This window comes from Variovorax paradoxus (assembly GCF_030815975.1).
Classification (GTDB): Bacteria; Pseudomonadota; Gammaproteobacteria; order Burkholderiales; family Burkholderiaceae_C; genus Variovorax; species Variovorax paradoxus_N.
On sequence record NZ_JAUSXL010000002.1, the window covers coordinates 1,344,025 to 1,361,233 of the forward strand.

Consider the following 17,209-nt stretch of genomic DNA (forward strand, 5'->3'; position numbering starts at 1 on the left):
GAGCCAGGTTGGAGGTACACCGAGTTGACTGACCGCAAGCAGTTTGAACCGGAAGTTCCCACTCGACCTAAACGAAGCCCCGAAGGCACAACGAAGCTCCTTGCCTGACCACGTTCGACCCTCATTGACTTACCCCGTTCAAGCAGAGGCCGGTCGTAGCCCAGTTTCTTGGAAATGCTTGAACAAGCCGCCCTGTAACGCACTGTATCAAGATCGATCACTTTTGGGCAGAATCCGTCAGAAGGAGGAATTCATCGATGGCCCGCCGCAAAAGAACCAGCCCCGCAGAAGACTTGGTCGATCTGATTGCCCTGTTGCCTTGGTACGTGGGGGTCATCCTGGCTCTTGCCGGGTACCTGCTGCTCCACCGCATCGCGATAGCGCCCCTTCCCAGTGCCCTCGGCCCCGGCGAGCTGGGCAACGCGATGGTCGGAACCGTAGGGCGCGGCCTTGCAACCGCTGGGCAGTACATCGTGCCGATCCTCTGCCTCGCTGGCGCAGCCATCTCAGCTTGGCGCCGTCGCACGAGGCGTGCGTTGATGGACAACGTGACCCGTTCAGACGCTCCCGACATCCTTGACGACATGAGCTGGCGAGAGTTCGAGATGCTGGTGGGCGAGGGTTTCCGCCTGCAGGGCTACCAGGTTGCGGAGAACTTCGAGCCGGGCCCGGATGACGGCATCGATCTCACGCTTCGCAAGAACGGAGAGAAGTACCTGGTGCAATGCAAGCAATGGCGGGCCCTCAAGGTCGGCGTGCCCGTGGTGCGCGAGCTCTATGGCGTCATGGCGGCCAAGGGCGCAGCCGGTGGATTCGTAGTCACGTCCGGTCGATTTACACCGGAAGCCGAAGCGTTCGCCAGTGGTCGCAACCTTCGCCTGCTCGATGGACCGCAGTTGCACCGATTGTTGAAGCAAGCCCGAGACAGCTCTTCGACCAAGTCCGAAGCCGACAACAGGGCGACGGAGCAGGCTAGCAACGCAGCGTCCCAAGCGGCGAAGACAGCCGCACCGAGTTGCCCCAAGTGCACGCAGCCCATGGTGCGACGCACGGCCAGAAAGGGAGCGAACGCGGGCCAAGAATTCTGGGGGTGCTCGGACTATCCGCGTTGCCGCGGCACCGCTTGATCACTAGCGCCGGCGTTCATTTGCTGGTCGATCTGGCCGCGCCGCAGACAAGCTACCGACTCGGTTTTCGATCATCCTGCGCACGAATCCGCTGGCCCCGGTCAACGCCTACCTGGTGGATGCTGACCAACTCGCAGCGCCGCCAGAAACCCACGCCCTCCAGCGCCGTAGAGATGTCGATCTTCGCCAGCCGGTAGAACCCCAGGACCACCCCTTGCGCGAATGCAGAGATCAGCGGTTCCGCGTGCCCGGCGACCCTGGAACTGCCGCGGATCAGCTTGCCGCCAAGCTCCATGAGCTTCAGCGCGTGGCTCGACCCGGTTGCGGCGCTTTCCTTCGGCACCCGCAGGCACCAGAGCCTGGAGCCGAGCGTCCACACCATGTGGCGCGGCACCTCGTCGAGCCGAGCCCCTTCGATCACGATCTGCCTTGCGCGGATCTCACCGAAGTCGCGATGGTCCTGACCATAGAAGAACCTGGCGAACTCGTCGGCCTTTCTCTCCACGGCGCGGTCGCTGCGTGCCATCTTCTCTGCGGCCCTGAGGCCGGAGACATGCGCGACGAGAAAACCCAGCTCGTCGGATGACATCCGGCGGCCGGATGCCATGCGGCGGTCATACCAGTCCGCCAACTGCGCCAAGGTCTTGCATTCCATGAAGGCCCTGTCGAAGGGTGAATCAGGAGTGAGGCACGCGAGCCGCTTGAGCCCGCCTTCAGACCGTTTCATGGCGACGGTCCTCGATCCCCTCCCGCAACATCGACTCCGCCGCTGCCACCGCGAGCCGACGGCACAAAGGCTGCGCCCACGAGAAATATCCCGTTATTCATTTCAATCCATCCCTGATTGTTTTTTGGCATCGCTCCGGTCTTCGCCGTTGCGCGGTACATCGTATCAAAAGTGCGTCTTATAGAACACATCGCTTCATATGTGTCCTTTAAGACGTTTCCCTGAGGTGCACACTTCTTGACCCTCGACGGCAATGAAAAATGCCAATCGAAAAGCGCCTCCTCCCCCAGAACCAGCGATCGGAACACTGCCCAATGCGGTAACCCTGGCGCTAGGAAAAAATCTGAAGAAGCTCCGACTTGCCGCAGGCAAGACCCAGGTCGCCTTGGCCTTCGACGCAGAAATCGAACGGTCGCGGATATCCAAGCTCGAAGGGGGCTACATCAACCCCTCTTTGATGACCCTGGCGACGCTGTGCCACAGCTTGGGCACAACATTGCCTGTGCTTTTCGAGGGGATCGTTGCTACAAACGCCCCGACATCGGAGGGCGGTTTGCTGCGAAGAAAGAACCAGGCAGTTCTAAACAAGCCGATGAAGCCTGCACGCAAACCCTCACGCAAGAGCTGACCTCCTGTATGCGCCCGGCCAATCCGTTTTGAGTCCACCCCTTGCGCGAATGCAGAGATCAGTGGGTCCGCGTGCCCGGCAACCCTGGAGCTGCCGCGGATCAGCTTGCCGCCAAGCTCCATGAGGTTCAGCGCGTGGCTCGACGCGGTTGCGGTGCTTTCCTTCGGCACCCGCAGGCACCAGAGCCTGGAGCCGAGCGTCCACACCATGTGGCGCGGCACCTCGTCGATCGGCCAGCCGAGCGGGGCGCCGGATGGCGCACCTGTTCATTCCGAGCGCTGGCGCCAGGAGCAGGCCAAGCTGTACCGATTGGTGCAGCGACATGCCGCGACCTTCTTCGCGCAGGCTGAAGCCGAGGCTTGCGCGGACCAGTCAGTGTGAGTGACTATGGCAACAGCTTCAAACCCAGTTCTCTCAGAAAAGCGTTGTGCTTGTCCTTCGCCGCCGCAATAGCCTTTTCAATCTCCATCAGCTCTTGGTGTGTGTCATCCAGAACAATCTCGGCCTCGCCCACTGCCGTGCTGATATAGCGCGAGATGTTCAGGTTGAAATCGTTCTTCTCGATCTCGGCCATCTCGACCTTGCGTGAGTAGCGCGCTTCTTCCTCGCGAAACTGGTAGGTCTTGATGATCTTGGCGATGTGCTCGCCGGTCAGCTGGTTCTGGCGCTTGCCTTTTTCGAAGTGCCCCGCCGCGTTGATGAACAACACGTCGTCCGGTTTCTTGCACTTCTTCAGCACCAGGATGCACACGGGTATGCCGGTGGAATAGAACAGATTAGCGGGCAGGCCGATCACCGTGTCGATGTGCCCGTCCTTCAGCAGCTTGGTGCGGATGCGTTCCTCCGCTCCGCTCCGAAACAGCACGCCGTGCGGCAGGATGATGGCCATCACGCCCTCGTCTTTGAGATAGTGAAAGCCGTGCAACAGGAAGGCGAAGTCGGCAGCGGACTTGGGCGCGAGGCCGTGGCTCTTGAAACGCACGTCGTCGGCCAGCGCGTCGGTCGGTTCCCAGCGGTAGCTGAAGGGCGGGTTGGCGACGATGGCATCAAAGCTCGGCTTCTTGGCCGGGTTCTGTTCCCGCATCATGTCCCACTCGTTGAGCAGGGTATCGCCGTGGAAGATCTCGAACTCCGTGTCCTTCACCCCGTGAAGCAGCATGTTCATGCGCGCGAGGTTGTAGGTCGTGATGTTCTTCTCCTGGCCGAAGATTTTGCCGATAGTGCCGCCAGCCTTATTCACCTTCTTGCGCACGTTGAGCAGCAGCGAACCGGAACCGCAGGCAAAGTCCATCACGCTCTCCAGTCGTTTCTTGGTCCCGGTTCTCGGTTCCTGGCTGTCCAGCGTGACGATGGCAGAGAGGATGTCGGAAATCTGCTGCGGGGTGTAGAACTCGCCCGCTTTCTTGCCGGACCCGGCGGCAAACTGGCCGATCAGGTATTCATAGGCATCGCCCAGCGCGTCGATGTCGGTAGAAAACTCCGCCAGCCCTTCGGCGATCTTCTGGATGATGGCGCAGAGCTTGGCGTTCCGGTCGGCATAGGTCTTGCCGAGCTTGGGAGAACTCAGATCGATCTCGGAAAAAAGGCCCTGGAAGGTGCTCTCGAAGGATTCCGTCTCGATGTACTTGAAGCCCGCTTGCAGCGTGTTCAACAGGTCCGCGTTCTGGGTGCGCGCCATGTTGGCGATGCTGTTCCACAGGTGCGCGGGCTGGATGACGTAATGCACCTTGCGGCGCATCTGCTTCTCGAACGCCGGGATGTCGTCCACGTTGTTCGCATACCAAAGCGCCAGCGGAACCTTACGGGTGTCGCCTCCCACATCGGGGTAGTCTCGCTCCAGTTCCTTCTTCGCCGCCGTCTCGTAGTTGTCGGAAAGATAGCGCAGGAAGAGGAAGGACAGCATGTAGTCGCGGAAGTCGTCCGCATCCATCGCCCCGCGCAGTTGGTCGGCGATGCTCCAGAGTGTCTGATTGAGCCGTTTTTGATTGGATTCGTTCATGGGGTCGTGGCAGGTGCGGCGGCGGTTGCCGGTGCTGCGGCCGGTGTCGGTGTCGCCTCAAGAATGTCAGGCACGTCGAACTGGAATTTGGTGGTGAAGTCTTCCAGAATGCGCCGGAAAAGATCTTTGTTGTCTTCGCCCATTTCAGTTGGTTCGTGGATGGCGTATTTGCCATGACTGAGAAGGTTCAGGGCGCGGTTGTAAAGCGCTCTGTCTTCCTCATTGCTCAACGCCTTGAGGCAGAAGGAAATGTCCGCGTGCCCAAAGAACGACGCGGTTTTTTCCATAATGCTGCGCAGGGCGTTGAAATGGAAGGTGTAGAGCTTGCCGGTCCTGGGCTCCGCGGCCAGTTGGAGTTCGGCGAGTGACGCGACGTGATGGAAGAACGGCGTGTCCTCAGTGGCTCGCAGGGTATATGCGCCGTCTCCATTCGGGCGGTGCAGGAAGTAGCGCTTGTGAGTCACTTTCGGCTCCCCCTCTTTCGCCCTGCCGATTTCGTTGCACATCACGTTGAAGAAAAGGGCGTGGTGGGAAGAAAAAACCACCTTGATGGGCGCAGGAGCGCCGTTCTGGTCTTTGCGGCTTGCGGCCCGGCGCAGGAGCTGGGCGAGGTCGCAGGCCACGGCAATGGCGTTATTGTCGTCCAGTGATGATATGGGATCGTCGATGTATAGGTACTCCGTCGACTGATAGGAGACATGTCCGTCGAGCATGCGCTCGCAAATGGCCATGAATAGACACCAAATGAAGATGTTCTGCTCGCCACGGGAGATCTTGATGTTCTCCGCCTCACCTTTGCGGAAGGAGACCTTCCAAGTCTCGTAATCAATATCGAAGTCGAAGTCGGAGTAGCGGCTGAGAAAGCCGGCAATGGTTTCGTCGAGCGCGAGGTCTTTCAGGCCATTGAAGAAAGTAGAGTCCGGATTGAGCCGCAAGTAGCGGGCGGTGTCACCGACGAGATCATTCTCCCAATTGAATAGGTCTTCTGTGTAGGCGTTGAAGTAAAGGGTGTTGGCGTTGCCGTTGTTCTTGCGCTTCCCCTCGTTCTTGAACTCCATGGAAAGCCGCGTCTTGCCCGTTCGGTTGTAGGCGTAGAGCAGAACTAGCTGTGTTGGCTTCGTCGGATTATTCAGATCGTCGCGAAGTCGTTTCACCAAGTTGCCCAGACTTGGGTAAGTACGAATGCCACTCATGCCTCAATCTCATCCGGTGAAGGGAAAAGCTGCTGCATCAACCCTTTCTTGTGGATCTTGAGGGCTTCAAGCTTTTGGGTTTCAGCGGTGACCAAGGCGTCAAAGCTGCTTAGGCAGGAAGTGACTTTCCGCTGTTCTGCAGTGTCTGGCGGAAACGCGAACTGCATCTCCCGTATGAGACCTTGGCTGAGGTTTTCTTGCCCGCCGCTATTGCTCATTCCCCGAACTTCGTCATATCGACCTGCCAAGTTCGTGTAAACAAAATATGGATCTATGCCTTTTCGGGGAAGAATCGCAGCGCACGCTTGGTTTGTTGCTGCCTCGATTCCCAGCAAGGCGACTTGTCCACGCGTTTTGCCTTGGCCGTACATGGCCATCAATACGGTTCCTTTAGGAAAGAGCTTTGCTGACGAATTGGCCAATCCGTCTGCAGTTAGAAATTCCTCGGCACTGGTAATCACCCGGAAGTCCACTAGTGACGTCGTAATCCACGGAATTTTTCCGTTCCAGTAGGCCTTTTCAGTGCGACTGGGAGTGCCTCCAGAAGTTGTCTCAAATATAGTGCCCAGCGAATCACTCACCCAATCCGCGGCGTTTCGAAATTTGGGGAAGCGGAGGCGGGGCTGGGTTTTGCCTTCGCGAGGGAAAAGCTGCTGCATCAGTCCTTTTTTATGGGTCCTGAGCGCGTCCACTTTCCGCGCTTGCGAGGCGATTACTTCGTCCGCCGAACTCAGGCACTCAGCGATTTTTTTCTGTTCGGCGAGGTCGCAAGGTGTCGCCGCGGGAATGCGAGCAAATGCGTCAAACTTAAGATTCAGTGTATCTTTGACCAACCCCTGCGAGTAGCGTGCAAATTCAGCAATCAACTGCGGAGTTTTGAAGTAGTAGGAGAAGAAGAGACTGTTTGTCCCTTGGGCAGGACGGCAAATCGTGTATGCAGGGCTCACGATGCCTTCGAGCTTCGAGAGTGCGCTTCGGCCCTCCCACATCCGCATGGTGTTGTACGCGATGTCGCCTGAAGCGACACGTAGGTATTTAGAAAGGTCCCCACTCGCGCTATTCTTCCGGTTGCTCTCTTCCTGCGGAATGATGCCTTCCTTGTCCATCAAAGAGAGCAGTCGGAGATTGGTGTACCCAATCTCTTCCCGCTGGGAGAAAAGGCTGCCGAGAAGCTTTAGCTGCCACCGCCCCGCCTCTCGAAACTCCGGAAAGCGCAGCTTCGGCACGAGCCCGGACTTGGTCGCTTCCTTCGTGTCGGTGGTTTTGTTCTTACTGCTCATACGCGCTGAGTCCTGAAATGTCGCGGCCACCGGCGCGCTTAGTGAGAAGGGGATGCAGGTCTTCCATCAGGGCTAGTTCGGCATGGGTGCGGGCTTTCCAGCCGAGGTCCAGTGGGGCCATGAGGTCGCTGAGCCGTTCGCCATCGAAGATCATTCGGTCGAGGATGCCGTCCACGAAGGCTTGCAGGGTGTCGGCGGCGAGACCGTGCTTGGCGGCGATGGCGGCGAGTTCCTTGGCGCTCTTCTCCGCCTTGAAGCGGGTGTAGCCGTCGCGGATGGCGGCCTCAGAGAGGCCTTCACCAGCCTGGAGCGTGGCGATGTATTCGGCGATGTCATCGCGCTCGTTCATGAACTTGGCATCGGCACTGATGAGGCCGATTAGTTCCTCGCGGGTCATCTTGGCCTTGCCTGGTCCTTTGGCCGAGAACTTGGCGATGAGGCCCATGATGTAGTCGTAATCAATAACGGCGGAGGCGAAGAGCACGAATTCAAAGTCGAGCTGGTCCACCGGGTCCTCTGTCGTGTCGTCCTTGCCGCCGGTCTTTCCGTGCTGGTCTCTGAGCTGCTTGGCGGTTTCCAAGTACTGGCCTTTAAAGCCACGCAGGCTTTCATTGGGCAGCACCTGCTCGATGGTGGTTTTGTTGTCTGCGCTGAGGTCGGTGTATTGGTCGAGCTGGGTCTTGAGCCGCTGGATTTCCTTAAAGTGGGTGATGAAGGCTGCGCGGGCCTCATCGCCTTTCAAGTTGGCCACCTCGGAGGGCGTGCAGGCCAGGCTCTGGGACTTCATGAAGTCATCCAGCTTCTGCACGGCGGTCTCCAGTTTCTGGATGACCACAGGGGCCTTGTCCACTAGCCAGATTTCCCGCGCCTGCTCGCCGGTCTTCTCGCCAGAGAAAAGGGCGATGGCGGCATCGACCGAATCCTGCTGCTGGCGGAAGTCGAGGATGTTGCCGTAAGGCTTGGTGCCGTTGAGCACGCGGTTGGTACGGGAGAAGGCCTGGATGAGGCCATGGTGCTTGAGGTTCTTGTCCACGTAGAGCGTGTTCAGGAACTTGGAATCAAAGCCGGTGAGCAGCATGTCCACCACGATGGTGATGTCGATCTTCTGCGCAGCCGGATAGTCCGCATTCGGCCACTGCTGGTCTTTGATGCGCTTTTGCACATCCTGGTAGTAAAGGTCGAACTCGCTCAAGCGGTGATTGGTGCCGTAGCGGGCGTTGTAGTCGGCAAAGATAGCCTTGAGAGCGGCCTTCTTGCCCTCGGGATCTTCTTCGTTGTCGGCCTGCTCTTGCGGCAGGTCTTCCTGGATTTGCTTCACATCTGGGTCGCCCTCCGCAGGTGGGGAGAAGACACAGGCGATGTTCAGCGGTTTGAAGTCGGGATTGGCAGCCTGTTTGTCTGCCTGCATGGCCTTGAACAGGGCCTGGTATTCGATGGCGTCGTTGATGGACGCGGTGGCAAGGATAGCGTTGAAGCGACGTCCGCCGGTGGCGGCATCGTGTTTGGAAAGAATGGCCTCGATGACTGCCTTTTTGGCGATGGCCTCGCCGGGCTTTGGCGGCTTCTTGCCCTCGGGCTTGAAGTAATCGACGTGGAACCGCAGGACGTTCCCGTCCTCGATGGCGTGGGTGATGGTGTAGGCGTGGAGCTGCTGATGGAAGAGCTCTTCGGTGGTCTGATACGAGGCCACCTCGCCGTCGATTTTTACGCGACTGGCGTTGCCCTTGGGCCCACCAAATATCGGCGTGCCGGTGAAGCCGAAGAGCTGCGCCTTGGGGAAGAACGCTTTGATAGCTTTGTGGTTCTCGCCAAATTGCGAACGGTGGCACTCGTCGAAGATGAAGACGATGCGCTTGTCCTTCAGCGCTTCGAGCTGTTCCTTGTAAGTGGCCTGGCCGTTCTTGCTGCGCTGCTTGTTGCGCTTGCTGTTTTCGTCCAGCGCCAGGCCCAGCTTCTGAATGGTGGTGACGATGACCTTGTCGGCGTAATCCTCAGAAAGCAGGCGGTGCACAAGGGCGGCGGTGTTGGTGTTTTCTTCGACGCAGCCTTCCTGGAATTTATTGAACTCCTCCCGCGTCTGGCGGTCGAGGTCTTTGCGGTCCACGACGAACACACACTTGTGAATGTGGTCGTTTTCCTTCAACAGGGTAGAGGCCTTGAAGGAGGTGAGCGTCTTGCCACTGCCAGTGGTGTGCCAGATGTAGCCGTTGCCGTTGTCTTCGTCGATGCGCTTGACGATGTGCTGCACGGCATAGACCTGGTACGGCCGCATGATCATGAGCTTCTGCTCTCCCGCGAGCAGCACCATGTAGCGGCTGATGGTGCGGCCGAGGTCGCACTTTTTCAGGAAGTGCTCGGCGAACTCGTCGAGTTGGGTGATCTTGCGGTTGTCCTCGCCTGCAAACTCATAGATGGGCAGAAAGCGCTCGTCGGCATTGAAGGCGAAGTGGCGGGCGTTGTTGTTGGCGAAGTAGTAGGTGCGGTCGCGGTTGCTGACGATGAAGAGCTGCATGAAGCAGAGCAGCGTCTTGGTGTAGCCGTTGCCCGGGTCGTGCTTGTATTCGACGATCTGCTCCATGGCCCGGCGTGGATTCATGCCCAGGGTTTTCAGCTCAATCTGCACACAGGGCACGCCGTTTATGAGGAGGATGGCGTCGTAGCGGTGGTGGCTGTTGTCGGTGTTGATGCGGAGTTGGTGGACGACCTCGAAGTGGTTTTTGCACCAGTCCTTGATGTTCACCAGGGTGTAGTTCAGCGGCGTGCCGTCGTCGCGAGTGAATGCATTGATGCTGCGCAGGGCCTTGGCGGCGGTGAAGACATCCGGGGTGACGATCTCATCCAAGAGCCTGGCGAACTCAGCTTCGGTCAGCTTTACCCGGTTGAGGGCCTCGAACTTTTCGCGGAAGTTCTTTTCCAGTCCGGCGCGATCGCGGATGTCGTCACGATATTCGTACTTCAGGCCTTGAAGCTTGCCAATGAAGCCGTATTCGATGTGCTCTTCTTTGACGACGTGGCTCGGGGCTCCGGATGGCCGATCGTAGATGGACTTGGATGAAGGCATGGGGGGAACGTGCGTTGGCTATGTACTGAAGGCAATGCGGGCAGCGGGTTGCTATAGATTGTGACCGGCCTATGCAGTACAGCGTCCTGAGTGCATCGTGCATTCCTACCCGACTCGATGCGCCCCCTGGTGCACGGCATCCGACACTGCGCAAAAAATGAAAAGAGGCGGTTGGAAAAGCGTTCCCCAGACGGCAAACAAAAAAGCCGGACACCTTTGAAAGTGTCCGGCTTTATATCTGGTCCCGCCGCCAGGAATCGAACCTGGATCTCAGCCTTCGGAGGGCCGAATTCTATCCGTTGAAATACAGCGAGGAATCTGGGCTCCGGCAGAACCGGAGCCTCGCATTATCGCCCATCAGGCGGCGATTTCTTCGGCTTCGTTCCCGATGCCCGCCGGAGAGTTCCGCGCAAAGCCCAGCCCGGCCAGGTAAACGCGGAATGTGCGGCGGCCGGTGGGCACCAGCTCGAAGGCGGTGGGGTCGAGCAGCCAGTTCTGGATGAGCCCGCTCAGCAGGGCGTGCAGGCCCTGGGCCGCCACGTCACCGGGCACGGGCAGCTTGATGTGGTCGCGCCGCGCGGCCAGGCGCAGGGCTTTTTCGAAATCGCTCACGCAGGCGTTGCGCGCATCCAGGTGGCGCTGCTGCACCGAGGCCATGTCGTGCGTGTATTCGACCTTGTGGGTGGCCACGTCGAACACGCGGCGCACTTGGGGGTCGGTGGTCATGAGGGTGAGCGCATGCACCATGCCCTCCTCTATTTCGGCCAGCGGGTCGTCGTCCTTGCCCGCGGCCGCGGCGGCGGCCCGGGGGCCGGCTTCGAGCGGGAGGATGACGCGCTCCATCATCGCGTTGAAGAGGTCGGCCTTGTCCTTGAAGTGCCAGTAGATGGCGCCGCGCGTGGCCCCGGCCTGCTGCGCAATCTGCTGCAGCGAGGTCTGCGAGACGCCTTGCGCCTGAAACAGCAGCTCCGCGGCATCGAGCAGGCGATTCCGCGTGGCCTGTGCCTCTTCCTTCGTACGACGTGCCACCAAGTCTCCCAATTTGTAAAGCCAAGCCCTTTCCGAGTCGTGGGGCCATTCAGTGTTGTCACTATACATCCATGAATGTATGTAAACTATCGGGCTTCCCCGATGGCCCGGCTGTTTATGCTGGCTTTCTGTTCGCTCCGCGAACGCGCCATCTCCCGTCTTTGCTTCAAAGGATTCGCATGCCTCTCCTGCATGTTTCGCGTCAATCGTCGTTCTCGCCGCGCCTCGCGATCGTGGCCGCTGCTGTGGTGTTGGTGCTCGCGGCCTGTTCCAAGGGCGATGCGCCAGCCGGCCCGGGTGGCGCGGCCGGCGGCGGCGCCCGGCCCGCACCCGAGGTGGGGGTGGTGGTTGCCACACCGGGCGACGTGGGCTTGGTGACCGAGCTGCCGGGCCGGCTCGAAGCCTCGCGCGTGGCGCAGGTTCGCGCCCGCGCCTCGGGCATCCTGCTGAAGCGCGAATTCCGCGAAGGCAGCGATGTGAAGGCCGGCCAGCTGCTGTTCCGCATCGACCCCGCACCGCTGGTGGCCGCCTCGCAAAACGCGCAGGCCACGCTGGCGCGCGCCCAAGCCAACGCCGTGCAGGCCAAGGCACTGGCCGACCGCTACAAGCCGCTGGTCGAGGCCAACGCGGTGAGCAAGCAGGAATACGCGACGGCCGTGGCCTCGCAAAAGACGGCCGAGGCCGATGTGGCCGCGGGCCGCGCCGCGGTGCAGACGGCCAAGATCAACCTGAGCTATGCCGACGTGACATCGCCCATTTCGGGCCGCATCGGCCGCGCGCTGGTGACGGAGGGCGCGCTGGTGGGCCAGGGCGACGCGACCGAGCTGGCCGTGGTGCAGCAGATCAATCCGGTGTACGTGAACTTCACGCAATCGGCCTCCGACGTGCTGAAGCTGCGCCGCGCACTGGCGGCCGGCCAGTACAAGCGCGCCGGCGGCGAAGAGGCGGCCAGCGTGAACGTGGTGCTGGAAGACGGCACCGACTACGCGCTGCCCGGCAAGCTGCTGTTCTCCGACCTGACTGTGGATTCGACCACCGGCCAGGTCACGCTGCGCGCCGAGGTGCCCAACCCCAAGGGCGAGCTGCTGCCCGGCCTGTACGTGCGCGTGCGGCTGGAGCAGGCGCAGGCCAGCAACGCGATCACGATTCCCCAGCAGGCGGTCACGCGCACGCAGCAGGGCGACACGGTGTCGGTGGTGAGTGCCGACGGCAAGATCAGCCAGCGCACGGTGAAGATCAGCGCCGCCAAGGACAACCAGTGGGTGGTGCTCGATGGCCTGAAGGCCGGCGAGCAGGTGATGGTCGACGGCTTCCAGAAGCTGCAGATGATGCCGCCCGGCACGCCGGTGAAGGCGGTGCCCTGGAAGAAGCCCGCGCCCAACGGCGCGGCACAACCGGCAGCGCCGGCGGCGTCTGCCGCGGCGGCGCCAGCAGCCAGCGGTCCGGCGCCTGCCACGGCCGAGAAGAAGTAATCAGGAGCGCGCCCGCATGGCCAAATTCTTTATCGACCGACCGATCTTCGCCTGGGTGATTGCGCTGTTCATCCTGGTGGGGGGCGGTGTCGCCATCACCCAGCTGCCGATCTCGCAGTACCCGCCGGTGGCACCGCCGGCCATCGTGATCAATACCGCCTACCCCGGCGCCTCGGCCCAGACGCTGGAGGACAGCGTGCTGTCCGTGATCGAGCGCGAGATGAACGGCTCGCCCGGCCTGATCTACATGGAATCGGTGGCCCAGGCCGACGGCACCGGCACCATCACCATCAGCTTCGAGGCCGGCACCAACCCCGACCTCGCGCAGGTGGACGTGCAGAACCGGCTCTCCCGCGCCACGCCGCGCCTGCCGGCGGCCGTGACGCAGCAGGGTGTGCGCGTGGACAAGTCGCGCAACAACTTCCTGATGTTCGTGATGCTGTCTTCGGACAATCCGCAGTTCGACCCGGTGGCGCTCGGCGACTATGCCGCCCGCAACGTGGTGCCGGAACTGCAGCGCGTTGTCGGCGTGGGCCAGGCCCAGCTGTTCGGCTCTGAAAACGCGATGCGCATCTGGATTGATCCGAACAAGCTGCAGGGCTTCAACCTGTCGGCCACGGACGTGAACAACGCGATCCGCGCGCAGAACGCCCAGGTGTCCTCGGGCACCATCGGCGACCTGCCCAACATCCCCGGCCAGGCCATTGCGGCCACGGTGGTGGTGAACGGCCAGCTCGCCAACGTCGACCAGTTCAAGGACATCGTGCTGCGCGCCAACACCGACGGCTCGACCGTGCGGCTGAAGGACGTGGCGCGGGTGGAACTCGGCGGCCAGTCGTATGCCACCTCGGCGCGCCTGAACGGCGTGCCGGCAGTGGGCATTGGCGTGCAGCCCACGCCCAACGGCAACGCGCTGCAGTCGGCCAAGGCGATCCGCGCCAAGATGGCGGAACTCCAGCGCTTTCTTCCCGCAGGGCGTGAAGTGGGACATTCCGTACGACAGCTCGCGCTTCGTGCAGATCTCCATCACCGAAGTGGTCAAGACGCTGCTCGAAGCCATTGCGCTGGTGTTCATCGTGATGTTCCTGTTCCTGCAGAACTGGCGCTACACGATCATCCCGACCATCGTGGTGCCCATTGCGCTGCTGGGCACCTTTGCCATGCTGCTTGCGATGGGCTTCTCGATCAACGTGCTGACCATGTTCGGCATGGTGCTGGTGATCGGCATCGTGGTGGACGACGCCATTGTGGTGGTGGAGAACGTGGAGCGCATCATGAGCGAGGAGGGGCTGTCGCCGCTCGAAGCCACGCGCAAGGCCATGAAGCAGATCTCGGGCGCCATCATCGGCGTGACGGTGGTGCTGATCTCGGTGTTCGTGCCGCTGGCGTTCTTCGCGGGGTCGACCGGCAACATCTACCGCCAGTTCTCGGCGGTGATGGTGACCTCGATCGCGTTCTCGGCCTTCATGGCACTGTCGCTCACGCCGGCGCTGTGCGCCACGCTGCTCAAGCCGGTGGAAGCCGGCCACCACCACGAGAAGACCGGCTTCTTCGGCTGGTTCAACCGCGGCTTCACGCGCACGGCCAAGGGCTATGAAAGCGTGGTCGCGCGCATCCTGCGCCGCGCCGCGCGCTACCTGATCATCTACGTGGCGATCATCGGCGCGGTGGTGTTCACCTACCTGCGGCTGCCGAGCTCGTTCCTGCCGGCGGAAGACCAGGGCAACATCATCGTGAACGTGCAGCTGCCTCCGGGCGCGACGCAGGAGCGTGCGCTGTCGGTGATGCAGCAGGTCGAGGGCTTCATCCTGAAGCAGCCCGAAGTGCAGAGCATGGTGGGCGTGATGGGCTTCAGCTTCTCGGGCCAGGGGCAGAACGCGGGCCTTGCCTTCGTGACGCTAAAGGACTGGGAAGAACGCAAGGACCCGGCCCACTCGGCCAGTGCCCTTGCGGGCCGCGCCTTCGGTGCGCTCTCGGGCATTCGCGACGCGTTCATCTATCCGCTGAGCCCGCCGCCCATTCCTGAACTGGGCAATGCCAGCGGCTTCAGCTTCCGGCTGCAGGACCGCGCGGGCGCGGGGCACGAGGCGCTGATCAACGCGCGCAACCAGCTGCTGGGCATGGCCGGGCAGAGCAAGGTCCTGTCGCAGGTGCGCCCCGACGGCCTGGAAGACGCGCCGCAGCTGCAGATCGACATCGACCGCGACAAGGCCAACGCCCTGGGCGTGACCTTCGATGCGATCAACGCCACGCTGTCGACGGGCCTGGGTTCAAGCTACATCAACGACTTTCCGAACCGCGGCCGCCTGCAGCGCGTGGTGGTGCAGGCCGATGCGCCGGCACGCATGCAGCCCGACGACCTGCTGCGGCTGAACGCGAGCAACACGAAGGGCCAGCCGGTGCCGCTGTCGGCCTTTGCGACCACCAAGTGGGTCAAGGGTGCCACGCAGACGGTGCGCTACAACGGCTACCCGGCGATCCGCATCAGCGGCGACGCCGCCGCGGGCTTCAGCACGGGCGCCGCCATGGCCGAGATGGAAAAGCTCGCGAGCCAGCTGCCGCAGGGCTTCGGCTTCGAATGGACGGGCCAGTCGCGCGAAGAAAAGCTCGCGGGTTCGCAGGCCATCATCCTGTACGGCTTTGCGATCCTGGCGGTGTTCCTGTGCCTGGCCGCGCTGTACGAGAGCTGGTCGATCCCGCTGTCGGTGATTCTGGTGGTGCCGCTGGGCGTGCTGGGCGTGCTGCTGGCGACCATGCTGCGCGCCTACTCGAACGACGTGTACTTCCAGGTGGGGCTGATCACCATCATCGGCCTGTCGGCGAAGAACGCGATTCTGATCATCGAGTTTGCGAAAGACCTGCAGGCGCAGGGCAAGGGCATCGTCGAATCGGCGCTGGCCGCGGCCCACCTGCGGTTCCGCCCGATCATCATGACCTCGCTGGCCTTTGGCCTGGGCGTGGTGCCGCTGGTGCTCGCCTCGGGGGCCGGCTCGGCCAGCCAGCGCGCCATTGGCACGGGCGTGCTCGGCGGCATGGTGACGGGCACGGCGCTGGCCGTGATCTTCGTGCCGGTGTTCTTCGTGGTGGTGCGCAGCCTGTTCAAAGGCAGTGCGCGCCAGCATGAGGCCGACAAGCGGCATGCGGAAGCAGCCGGCATCACGGAAGAAAAAGCAACATGACCAAGAAACTGATTCCCACAGCCCTGGCCGCGGCAATGCTGCTGGCCGGCTGCTCGCTGATTCCGACCTACGAGCGCCCGGCGGCGCCGGTGCCGACCACCTTTCCGGGCGACCCGGCGCAGCCGGCCGGCCAGGCCGCGGCGGCGGTGCCGTGGGAAGACTTCTTCGCCGATTCGCGGCTGAACGGGTTGATCCGCACCGCGCTGGAGAACAACCGCGACCTGCGCGTGTCGGTGCTCAACATCGAGCAGGCGCGCGCGCAGTTCCAGATCGAGCGCGCGGCGCTGTTCCCGGCAGTGGGCCTCACGGGCAGCGGATCGCGCTCGAGCCCCAACCCCTACCAAGCCTTCGACAGCAGCGCGGGCAGCGTGTCGTCGCAGTACAGCGTCAACCTGGGCGTCACCGCCTGGGAGATCGACTTCTTCGGCCGCGTCCGCGCGCTGAAAGACCAGGCGCTGGCGCAATACCTGGCCACCGAGGAATCGCGCAAGGCCGCGCAGGTGAGCCTGATCGCCGCGGTCGCCTCCGGCTGGCTCACGCTGATTGCCGACGACGAGCTGCTCGAACTCACGCGCCAGACGCTGGTCACGCGCGAGGAATCGGTGCGCCTGACCAAGATGCGCTTCGACAACGGCGTGTCGTCGGAGCTCGACTTCCAGGCCGCGAACTCGCTGGCCGAAACCGCGCGCGCCTCGTATGCGCAGCAGCAGCGCACGCGCATGCAGGACGAGAACGCGCTGGCCCTGCTGCTGGGTGCGCCGGTTCCGGCCGATGCCACCGCGGGCGGCATCAAGGGGCTGGACAGCGTCAAGCCGATGCCCGACGTGCCGGCGGGCCTGCCCTCCGACCTGCTGGCCGAACGGCCCGACATCCGCGCCGCCGAGCAGCAGCTGATTGCGGCCAACGCCAACATCGGCGCGGCGCGCGCGAACTTCTTCCCGCGCGTGTCGCTGACCACCTCGCTGGGCACCGCGAGCAGCGAGTTCTCGGGCCTGTTCGACCGCGGCTCCAAGGCCTGGTCGTTCGCACCGTCGGTCACGCTGCCGATCTTCGACGCGGGCCGCAACAGGGCCACGCTCGACTCGGCCAAGGCGGGGCGCGAGATTGCCGTGGCGCAGTACGAGAAGTCGATCCAGACCGCGTTCCGCGAAGTGGCCGACGCCCTGGCGGGCCGCGCCACGCTGGGCGAGCAGGTGCGTGCGCAGCGCGCGCAGGCCGATGCGGAAGCGGTGCGCTTCAGGCTCTCGGACATGCGCTACCGCAACGGGATTGCCAGCGCGCTCGACCTGCTCGACGCGCAGCGCTCGCTGTACACGGCGCAGCAATCGGCGGTCACCACGCGGCTGCTGCAGCTGCAGAACCAGGTCACGCTGTACAAGACATTGGGCGGCGGCTGGGCCACGCCAGGCAGCAAGGGCTGAGGCTTTCGCGCGACGGACGGTGAGCGGCCTTGCGTCCTTTGGGCGAAGGGCCTCTCTATAATCGCCGGTTGATTAGAAAAAGCCCCCCGACGA

The 17,209-nt window shown here is 62.3% G+C and carries 11 protein-coding genes, 1 tRNA gene and 1 pseudogene; 6 read left to right on the forward strand and 7 right to left on the reverse strand.

All coding sequences use genetic code 11. The features are described 5' to 3' along the window. The first annotated feature begins 257 nt into the window (after positions 1–257). Positions 258–1,127, forward strand: coding sequence for a restriction endonuclease (locus QFZ47_RS10035; RefSeq protein WP_307655506.1), 870 nt, complete (start codon positions 258–260; stop codon positions 1,125–1,127). A gap of 52 nt (positions 1,128–1,179) precedes the next feature. Here the strand turns inward: QFZ47_RS10035 and QFZ47_RS10040 are convergent, their stop codons facing one another. Beyond that, on the reverse strand, positions 1,180–1,854 hold the full coding sequence (locus QFZ47_RS10040) for a hypothetical protein (protein ID WP_307655507.1): 675 nt from the start codon (positions 1,852–1,854) through the stop codon (positions 1,180–1,182). Between the two features lie 253 nt (positions 1,855–2,107). Between QFZ47_RS10040 and QFZ47_RS10045 the strand changes: the two genes are divergently transcribed. Together QFZ47_RS10045 and QFZ47_RS10050 are read left to right on the forward strand one after the other, a co-directional pair. Then, positions 2,108–2,482 carry a helix-turn-helix domain-containing protein gene (locus QFZ47_RS10045; protein WP_307655508.1) on the forward strand — a complete coding sequence of 125 codons (375 nt, stop codon included), beginning with the start codon at positions 2,108–2,110 and terminating at the stop codon, positions 2,480–2,482. A gap of 120 nt (positions 2,483–2,602) precedes the next feature. After that, positions 2,603–2,863 carry a hypothetical protein gene (locus QFZ47_RS10050; protein ID WP_307655509.1) on the forward strand — a complete coding sequence of 87 codons (261 nt, stop codon included), beginning with the start codon at positions 2,603–2,605 and terminating at the stop codon, positions 2,861–2,863. A gap of 4 nt (positions 2,864–2,867) precedes the next feature. Here the strand turns inward: QFZ47_RS10050 and QFZ47_RS10055 are convergent, their stop codons facing one another. From QFZ47_RS10055 to QFZ47_RS10080, 6 genes are all read right to left on the reverse strand, one after another. Then, the gene (locus QFZ47_RS10055; protein WP_307655510.1) at positions 2,868–4,481 is read right to left on the reverse strand and encodes a type I restriction-modification system subunit M; all 1,614 of its coding nucleotides are present in this window, start codon (positions 4,479–4,481) and stop codon (positions 2,868–2,870) included. Further along, the gene (locus QFZ47_RS10060; protein ID WP_307655511.1) at positions 4,478–5,674 is read right to left on the reverse strand and encodes an AAA family ATPase; all 1,197 of its coding nucleotides are present in this window, start codon (positions 5,672–5,674) and stop codon (positions 4,478–4,480) included. The genes QFZ47_RS10055 and QFZ47_RS10060 overlap by 4 nt, the downstream gene beginning before the upstream one ends. Next, positions 5,671–6,954 carry a restriction endonuclease subunit S gene (locus QFZ47_RS10065; protein WP_307655512.1) on the reverse strand — a complete coding sequence of 428 codons (1,284 nt, stop codon included), beginning with the start codon at positions 6,952–6,954 and terminating at the stop codon, positions 5,671–5,673. The genes QFZ47_RS10060 and QFZ47_RS10065 overlap by 4 nt, the downstream gene beginning before the upstream one ends. Then, positions 6,944–10,015, reverse strand: coding sequence for a type I restriction endonuclease subunit R (locus QFZ47_RS10070; protein ID WP_307655513.1), 3,072 nt, complete (start codon positions 10,013–10,015; stop codon positions 6,944–6,946). Before QFZ47_RS10070 ends, QFZ47_RS10065 begins: the two co-directional genes overlap by 11 nt. A 239-nt stretch (positions 10,016–10,254) precedes the next feature. Then, positions 10,255–10,329 (reverse strand) — tRNA-Arg (locus tag QFZ47_RS10075). 43 nt (positions 10,330–10,372) lie between these two features. Continuing rightward, complete coding sequence (locus tag QFZ47_RS10080; protein ID WP_307655514.1) at positions 10,373–11,047, reverse strand: TetR family transcriptional regulator; 675 nt, start codon at positions 11,045–11,047, stop codon at positions 10,373–10,375. Between the two features lie 176 nt (positions 11,048–11,223). Between QFZ47_RS10080 and QFZ47_RS10085 the strand changes: the two genes are divergently transcribed. The 3 genes and pseudogenes from QFZ47_RS10085 (at position 11,224) to QFZ47_RS10095 (ending at position 17,116) form a co-directional block, all read left to right on the forward strand. Further along, positions 11,224–12,516: an efflux RND transporter periplasmic adaptor subunit gene (locus QFZ47_RS10085; protein WP_307655515.1), complete on the forward strand. Its 1,293-nt coding sequence runs from the start codon at positions 11,224–11,226 to the stop codon at positions 12,514–12,516. A 16-nt stretch (positions 12,517–12,532) separates the two neighbouring features. Next, positions 12,533–15,695: pseudogene (locus QFZ47_RS10090) on the forward strand (efflux RND transporter permease subunit). Further along, complete coding sequence (locus tag QFZ47_RS10095; RefSeq protein WP_307655516.1) at positions 15,692–17,116, forward strand: efflux transporter outer membrane subunit; 1,425 nt, start codon at positions 15,692–15,694, stop codon at positions 17,114–17,116. Before QFZ47_RS10090 ends, QFZ47_RS10095 begins: the two are co-directional and overlap by 4 nt. The last annotated feature ends 93 nt before the right edge of the window (positions 17,117–17,209 follow it).